Below are 6,932 nucleotides of genomic sequence, written 5' to 3' on the forward strand. Positions count from 1 at the left end.
ATGACGCCTCTAAATATTGTGTTTGAGATCCTCAGGCCGCCCACCCGGGAAAAGACTTTCAACCCAGGCACGGGCATCATCGAAGGACGTCTCATCGTGCATGGGGTCTACGGCGGCTAATCGTTTATCAGCGCGCGGGTAGGAACCCAGGTAAAGAACCCCAGGTGAGACCCGGTGAATACCGCGCAGGGCATCGCGCACACGAGCATCATAAAGGTGCCCGTCGATGTCAATAGAGAAGAAATAGGAGCCCAAGAATTCGCCGGTAGGCCGCGATTCGATGCGGGAAAGATTAATACCGCGGGTAGAGAACTGCTCCAATAAATCCAGCAGGGCACCTGGGCGGTCCTGGGGCAAGGGAATAACCAAGGTCGTTTTATCTGCACCGGTAGGGGTAGGGGTTGCCGCATTGCGGGCAACCAGCACAAAGCGAGTCACCGCGTTCTTATTATCACCAATATTATGGGCCAGCACCTGCAACTGGGGGTTGGTCTGAGCTACCGCAGGCGAGCAGATCGCAGCCTCATAACCGGGGTTCTTGTTCAATAAGCCCAAGGCAGCGCCAGCGGTGGACGAACCGGGCAGGTACTCCACACCCGGCTTGTTCTCTGCCACCCAGGAACGCACCTGCGCCCAAGCGTGGGTGTGAGTTGAGATTGTTCTGACGCTCTCTAAGGTAACGCCCGGGCGGGCAACCAGCACAAAGGTGATAGGCACCAGCACTTCACGGATAATACGCAAGGAGCCATCTAGTGCCGCAATGGCATCAAGAGTTGCGGTAACCCCACCTTCTACAGAGTTCTCAATGGGCACCATGGCAGCGTCAGCCTGGCCATCGCGCAGGGCATCTAACGCCGCAGGTACGGACGTTGAGGGGATGCGTTCAGCGTCGGGGGCACCGGGCACGGTCAAAAGAGCTGCTTCAGTAAAAGTGCCCGAGGGGCCAAGGTAGGTGTAGCGCATGGGCTCTAGTTTAGCCGGTGCAGGCGGGGCGCACCCGCCGTCATATTCTTTCAAAGTAGTCCAGTACCACCCGACCTGCTTATACTAGGCCACAGCACACACACATTACACTGAGGAAGTGGTTATGGTTACCGACACTAAAACCTCCAAATCTCCCCTGGATAAAGTTCTCAACGGTATCGAGAATGTGGGCAATAAACTGCCCGAACCCTTTACTCTCTTTACCCTTCTTTTCCTGGTCACCGCAGTAGCTTCTTCGCTCATGGCCTGGAACAAGGTAACTATTCACGTCCCCGGGGCAGACGAGCCTCTTGCTATCCGGGGGTTTTTCACCCCTGAGGGTCTTACGTGGTTCACCACCACCATCGGCGAAAACTATATTGGTTTCCCACCGCTTTTGACCGTGGTAACGATTCTGCTGGCTATTGGTATCGCCGAAAAATCTGGTTTCCTGGCCGCAGCAATCCGCTACAGCATCGGCGGTGCCCCCCGCTGGGTCCTTCCCTACGCAGTAGGTTTCATTGGCGTGCTGGGTTCTATCATGGCTGACTCCGTCTTCCTGATTGTTCCTCCGCTAGCAGCCCTCGCCTTCAAAGCAGCAGGACGCCACCCCCTAGCAGGTCTGCTCGGTGGCTTCGCCGCTGCGGGCGCCGGGTATTCCACCAACGTCCTGCCGACCTCCTTGGATGCCCTCTTTGCCGGCATCACCAACGCGGTGATTCCTTCTGTTCCGGCACTGGCAGAAAACGCCGCTGAGGTCTCCCCTATTTCTAACTACTACTTCAACATCGTCTCAGCAATCATTCTGACCCTGGTTGCTGGTTTCATCATCGATAAGGTGCTGGAGCCTCGCATTGTGCGCGACAAGATTTCCACCGAAGAAATCAGCGAAGAGGAACTAGAGGACAAGAGCTCCACCCCCTCCACCCGTATGCAGCGTGCCATCGGCCAGGAGCAGGTGCCTCCCGCTGAGCAAGAGCTGCCCAATGGTGAAACTGGCGAAGTTTCCTCCCGCGAGAAGAAGGCCCTAGCCTGGGGCGCTATCGCCTTCCTGCTGGTGGGGGTCGCGGTACTCATCGCCTGCCTGATGCCCAACTCCCCCTGGCGTAACGAAGCAGGCGGCTTCTTGCCCCAGTCCCCCCTGCTCTCATCGATTGTCTTCATCATCTTCTTGTTCTTCTCCGTCAGTGGCTACGTGTACGGCCGTGTTGCTGGCACCGTCCGCGGTTTCAAGGACGTCCCCACACTCATGGGTGAAGCCCTGAAAGACATGGTGGGCTTCCTGGTCCTGGCCTTTGTACTAGGCCAGTTCATCGCCCTATTCAACTGGAGTGGCCTAGGCTCCTGGATCGCCGTGAGCGGCTCAACGATCCTAGAAAATGCTGGCCTGACTGGCTTCCCCGTCATCGTCATGTTCATCGTCCTGTGCTCAATTTTGAACCTTTTCATCGTCTCAGGTTCAGGCATGTGGACGCTCATGGCAGCAGTTTTCGTGCCCATGTTCGGTATCCTCGGATTCGAGCCTGGCTTCATTCAGGGTGCCTTCCGTGTGGGCGACTCTGCAACCCAGATTGTTACCCCCATGAACCCGTACATCTTCCTGGTACTGGCCATGGTGCGTAAGTATGAGCCCAAGGCAGGGCTAGGAACCATGATGGCCCGCCTGCTGCCTTTCGTGTTCACCTTCTGGTTGGCGTGGCTGGCTGTGCTCTTCGTCTTCTACTTCTTCAACCTGCCCATGGGGCCAGGTGCAGGGATCATGATTGGCCAATAGTATCTAGCCGGTGTGTTCACCCCTTTCCGGGAAGGGGGCGGGCACACCGGTTTTTATTACCCTCACCTCTAGCCTTCTACCCCACATATCAACCCCACAAGGAGTTAACCCATGACCTACCTGCCCGCTTCGCTCAGCCTGACCGCAGCCGATCAAGAGCACCTGCTTGAAGAGTACAAGGCCTACCACGCCAGCCCAGAACTGAGCCTGCAAGAATATGAGACCACCCGAAAGATTAGGGAACGAGCCCAAAACCTGCTGCTAGGGCAGGGGGTCACCTGCGACATCGTCCCCATCGGGGAAACCGGCACCGTGGTGATCCTACGCAACGGTGAAGGCCCCACGGTGGCCTACCGGGCCGACATTGATGGGCTACCAGTCACTGAGCGCACCGGCCTGCCCTACGCTTCTACCGCCGTGGGCACCTGGGAAGGTGAAACTGTGGGCGTCATGCACGCCTGCGGGCACGACAGCCACATCACCATGGGCCTAAAAACCATGGACCTTTTCGCCCGTGACGGCAGCGACTGGGCAGGAACCATCGAGTTCATCTTCCAACCTGGTGAAGAAGGCAAGGACGGGGCCAAACTCATGGTCTCCCAAGGGCTGTGGCAGACCGTGCCCGTGCCCAGCGTCATGTACGGCCAGCATGTCTTCCCCTTTGAAGCGGGGAAGGTCATTGTGACAACCGGCCCACTAACCTCTGCCGTTGATTCACTAGGTATCACCCTTCACGGTAAGGGCGGGCACGGCTCCCAACCCCAAGACACAATCGACCCGGTAGTGTTGGCTGCCCACCTGGTAGTACGCCTTCAGACGGTGGTAGCGCGTGAAGTAGCGCCCAGTGAGACAGCGGTGCTGACGGTCGGGTCGCTCCATGCCGGGAAGAAAGAGAACATCATCCCCGACTCAGCAGAGATCCGCACCAGCATCAGAACCTTCAACCCCCAAGTACGCCAGCGCGTTCTGGCCGCCGTGGAACGCATCGCCCAGGCAGAGGCCCTAGCCTCAGGGGCACCAGCCCCCGATATCATCAACTACCACTATTCAAACTCTGTGGTGAACGATGAGCAGGTCTCAACCGAACTAGCAGCCGTATTCACCCAAGAACTCGGCAGCCAGCAGGTCACCTTCGACCCCGATTTTTACCTCATGGCCAGCGAAGACTTTGGGGAACTGGGGGACGCCGCGAACATCCCCTACTGCTTCTGGATCTTAGGCGGAATGACGCCCGAACAGCTAGCCGAGGAACCGATTGCCTCAAACCACTCCCCCTTCTTCGCACCCCAACCAGAGCCCACCCTCCAAGCAGGCGTGCGCGCAGCCGTCAGCGCCCTCTACTCGCAGGTTAAGCGGTAGAACGGGCAAGAGCGAAGAGGTCAGCAGGTAAGGGGCGCTCCAGGTCCCACTTAATGTGCATCGGCTGCGAGCCGCTATGAGAACGGTAGGCTACAGAACCCACAAACAGGTAGGGTGCCGTACCTATTCCGTCCTCTTTGGTATAGCGCACAAAAAGTAGTGGGACCTGCCCCAGCTGCCCGTGGTGCTGGTAGATTCTCCCTAGCCTGCTCTCAGAAGCGGTTGAGTTCTGAGAGTCCCAAGCGAACTCACGCTCAGTCACGGCATAGTCCCTATACATTGTTTCAGGGGTGAAGTGCTTCTCAGACTTGCTAAGGTTCACCAATAAGGCAATGGTGTTAGTTGCGCGCAACTCGTAGACCCCTTGCACAGCACCCGCCGGTACAGACCGCTTTTCATTCTCGTGAAGACCTATGGCAGCAAAGATTTCTTCGCGTGAATAGTAGGCGTGAGTGCGCAACGGAATATCTTCTGACACTTTAGAAGAAGGTTGAGGGGCGTGCCTGTCTGCGCCTAGCCGGTAAGCCCAAATCTGTAAGAGTTCTTGAATGAAATACGGGTGCTGACGCAGTTCGCCCAGTCCCTGGTCGAGGGTAAATTTTTCCTTGCTGTCCCCTATCTTGCCGTTGGGCCAGAAGGAGAAAAGCAGCATCCAGGCAAAGCGTTTTTCCCGCATGCTGAGGTCTTTTTCCCAAATATCGGTTAATAGAAGTCGCTGATAAGTATCGACTCGTTCCTCATCGTTCACATTGGTGAACGCCTTAATGCGATTCGACAGGTGCTCTGTCACCGACCCCTTTTCATACAGGCCCGAGATCCTAGGTATCTGCCCTGCCTGGTCCAGGAGGAATGTAAAAGTTAACCCTTTACCGTTCTTTGTTTTTCTCCCATAGATATGAGCAAGTTCTAGACCATACCGTTCAAGATAAGGCTCAAGGAGCTGGGTGACCACAACTTCAAAGTTCTTTTTCTTTTGGCTCTGTCACAACAAATGGTTGATTTTTGACGAGAAATAGCGTATAATAATAGTAAGAAACAGTACCACCGAAGGAGGTAATTGGATATGCCTACTATCAAAGACGCATTAGATATTATCGGTAAGTTGACTGTCGCAGAGCAGGAAAGCCTTAAAACAATGCTTTTAAGTCCTGCCTTTGTAAAGTCTTTGAATATTGAAGATTTCGTAGCAAAGGAACGCTTTGCAAATGGTCGTGTATGCCCTCTTTGTGGCTGTATCCATGTGGTTCGCAATGGTCATCGTAAAGATGGCACACAGCGATATGTATGTAAGGATTGTGGCAAGTCCTTCGTGATTGCTACGAACTCCATTGTGTCTGGTACAAGAAAAGACTTGTCCGTGTGGGAGCAGTACATTGATTGTATGATGAATGGCTTATCCATTCGTAAGACTGCTGTTGCTTGTGGGATTCACAGAAACACCGCATTCCTTTGGAGACACAAGATTTTGGATGCACTTCAGAATATGGCAGACGATGTTACCCTTGACGGCATTATTGAGGCTGACGAAACTTTTTTCGCCATCTCGTACAAGGGCAATCATAGCAAGAGTAAGACATTTGCTATGCCACGCAAGGCTCATAAGCGTGGTCATTCTACACATATCAGAGGCTTGTCCCAAGAAAAGGTATGTGTTCCTTGTGCGGTTAATAGGAATGGCTTGTCTATCTCCAAGATTACGAATACTGGTAGAGTTTCTACAAGAGATTTACATCATATTTATGATGGTAGGATTAAGACCAATTCCACTCTTGTTACGGACAAGATGAACTCCTATGTGAGATTTACAAATGCCAATGGTATTGACCTTGTGCAGTTAAAGACTGGCAAAGCCAAGAAAGGCATTTATAATATCCAACATATCAATAGCTACCATAGCCAGCTAAAGAGGTTTATGCGTGGCTTTAACGGTGTTTCTACCAAGTATCTGAACAACTATCTTGTGTGGAATAACCTTGTAAATTACGCCAAAGAAAGCGACATGGAGAAAAGGAACATCTTCTTAACTTTTGTTTTGGCAACATTGAAAACTGCTAAATGCAGAGATTTATCAAACAGACCAGCAGTTCCTCTGGTCGCCTAATTAGAATTTGTGGAGATGATAAGATGGTCAATATAACAGATGTAAAACAGATTCTTCAATTTGCAATAGATGCGGAGATTAAAGTCTTTCTTGATGGTGGCTGGGGTGTAGATGCTCTTCTTGGATATCAGTCAAGAGCCCATAATGATATTGACATTTTTGTAGAAAAGAACGATTATCAGAACTTTATAGAAATAATGAAAGCTAATGGCTTTTATGAGATTAAGATGGAATATACAACATTGAACCATACTGTATGGGAAGATTTGAAAAACAGAATTATTGATTTGCATTGTTTTGAATATACGGACGAAGGTGAAATTCTTTATGATGGGGATTGTTTTCCGGTAGAAACTTTTTCGGGTAAAGGAAGAATTGAGGAAATAGAGGTTTCCTGTATTGAACCATATAGTCAAGTAATGTTCCATCTGGGATACGAGTTTGATGAAAATGATGCACATGATGTGAAGTTATTGTGTGAGACATTTCATATCGAAATTCCAAATGAGTATAGATAACTGCAAATAACAGTTTGTAGGGGAGTTCTGATACTCCCCTATAAAAATGGCTATTTATCAACTGTTTGTTGTGACATAGCCTTTCTTTTGCTCTTCAGCAAACACCTTGAGGTTATCGGCCAAGACCTCCACTTTGGGGTTAAGGAGGCTTATTCAAAAGTAGACACGCACCCCACACCCACCAACTAGACAACGGCCCCACCCGCGGCAAAAATAT

At 51.9% G+C, this 6,932-nt stretch carries 6 protein-coding genes; 4 read left to right on the forward strand and 2 right to left on the reverse strand.

Annotated features, from left to right (window positions below; genetic code table 11):
- Nucleotides 1-9: 9 nt before the first annotated feature.
- A complete protein-coding gene (gene pheA, locus ACEE09_RS08915; RefSeq protein WP_449083972.1) occupies nucleotides 10-963 on the reverse strand; it encodes a prephenate dehydratase in 954 nt (317 codons plus the stop codon).
- Nucleotides 964-1,087: 124 nt separating this feature from the next.
- On the opposite strand from pheA, the gene ACEE09_RS08920 reads away from it, so the two are divergent.
- Nucleotides 1,088-2,737 carry an AbgT family transporter gene (locus tag ACEE09_RS08920; protein WP_449083974.1) on the forward strand — a complete coding sequence of 550 codons (1,650 nt, stop codon included), beginning with the start codon at nucleotides 1,088-1,090 and terminating at the stop codon, nucleotides 2,735-2,737.
- A 111-nt stretch (nucleotides 2,738-2,848) separates the two neighbouring features.
- On the forward strand, nucleotides 2,849-4,096 hold the full coding sequence (locus ACEE09_RS08925) for an amidohydrolase (RefSeq protein ID WP_449083976.1): 1,248 nt from the start codon (nucleotides 2,849-2,851) through the stop codon (nucleotides 4,094-4,096).
- On the opposite strand, the gene ACEE09_RS08930 is transcribed toward ACEE09_RS08925, so the two are convergent.
- Nucleotides 4,086-4,886 (reverse strand): DUF3427 domain-containing protein, encoded by an 801-nt coding sequence (locus ACEE09_RS08930; RefSeq protein WP_449083978.1) that lies wholly within the window; start codon nucleotides 4,884-4,886, stop codon nucleotides 4,086-4,088. The two genes, ACEE09_RS08925 and ACEE09_RS08930, sit on opposite strands and share 11 nt — an antisense overlap.
- Nucleotides 4,887-5,159: 273 nt before the next feature.
- On the opposite strand from ACEE09_RS08930, the gene ACEE09_RS08935 reads away from it, so the two are divergent.
- Together ACEE09_RS08935 and lnu(C) are read left to right on the forward strand one after the other, a co-directional pair.
- Nucleotides 5,160-6,197 carry an IS1595-like element ISSag10 family transposase gene (locus ACEE09_RS08935; RefSeq protein WP_002837184.1) on the forward strand — a complete coding sequence of 346 codons (1,038 nt, stop codon included), beginning with the start codon at nucleotides 5,160-5,162 and terminating at the stop codon, nucleotides 6,195-6,197.
- Between the two features lie 23 nt (nucleotides 6,198-6,220).
- Complete coding sequence (gene lnu(C), locus ACEE09_RS08940) at nucleotides 6,221-6,715, forward strand: lincosamide nucleotidyltransferase Lnu(C) (RefSeq protein WP_002837187.1); 495 nt, start codon at nucleotides 6,221-6,223, stop codon at nucleotides 6,713-6,715.
- The last annotated feature ends 217 nt before the right edge of the window (nucleotides 6,716-6,932 follow it).

The organism is Rothia sp. 88186D007BW (assembly GCF_053544215.1).

Bases quoted from the DNA above. Each gene is read 5' to 3' on its own strand.
- pheA (WP_449083972.1), bottom strand. From the start codon at position 963: ATGCGCTACACCTACCTTGGCCCCTCGGGCACTTTTACTGAAGCAGCT.
- ACEE09_RS08920 (WP_449083974.1), top strand. From the start codon at position 1,088: ATGGTTACCGACACTAAAACCTCCAAATCTCCCCTGGATAAAGTTCTC.
- ACEE09_RS08925 (WP_449083976.1), top strand. From the start codon at position 2,849: ATGACCTACCTGCCCGCTTCGCTCAGCCTGACCGCAGCCGATCAAGAG.
- ACEE09_RS08935 (WP_002837184.1), top strand. From the start codon at position 5,160: ATGCCTACTATCAAAGACGCATTAGATATTATCGGTAAGTTGACTGTC.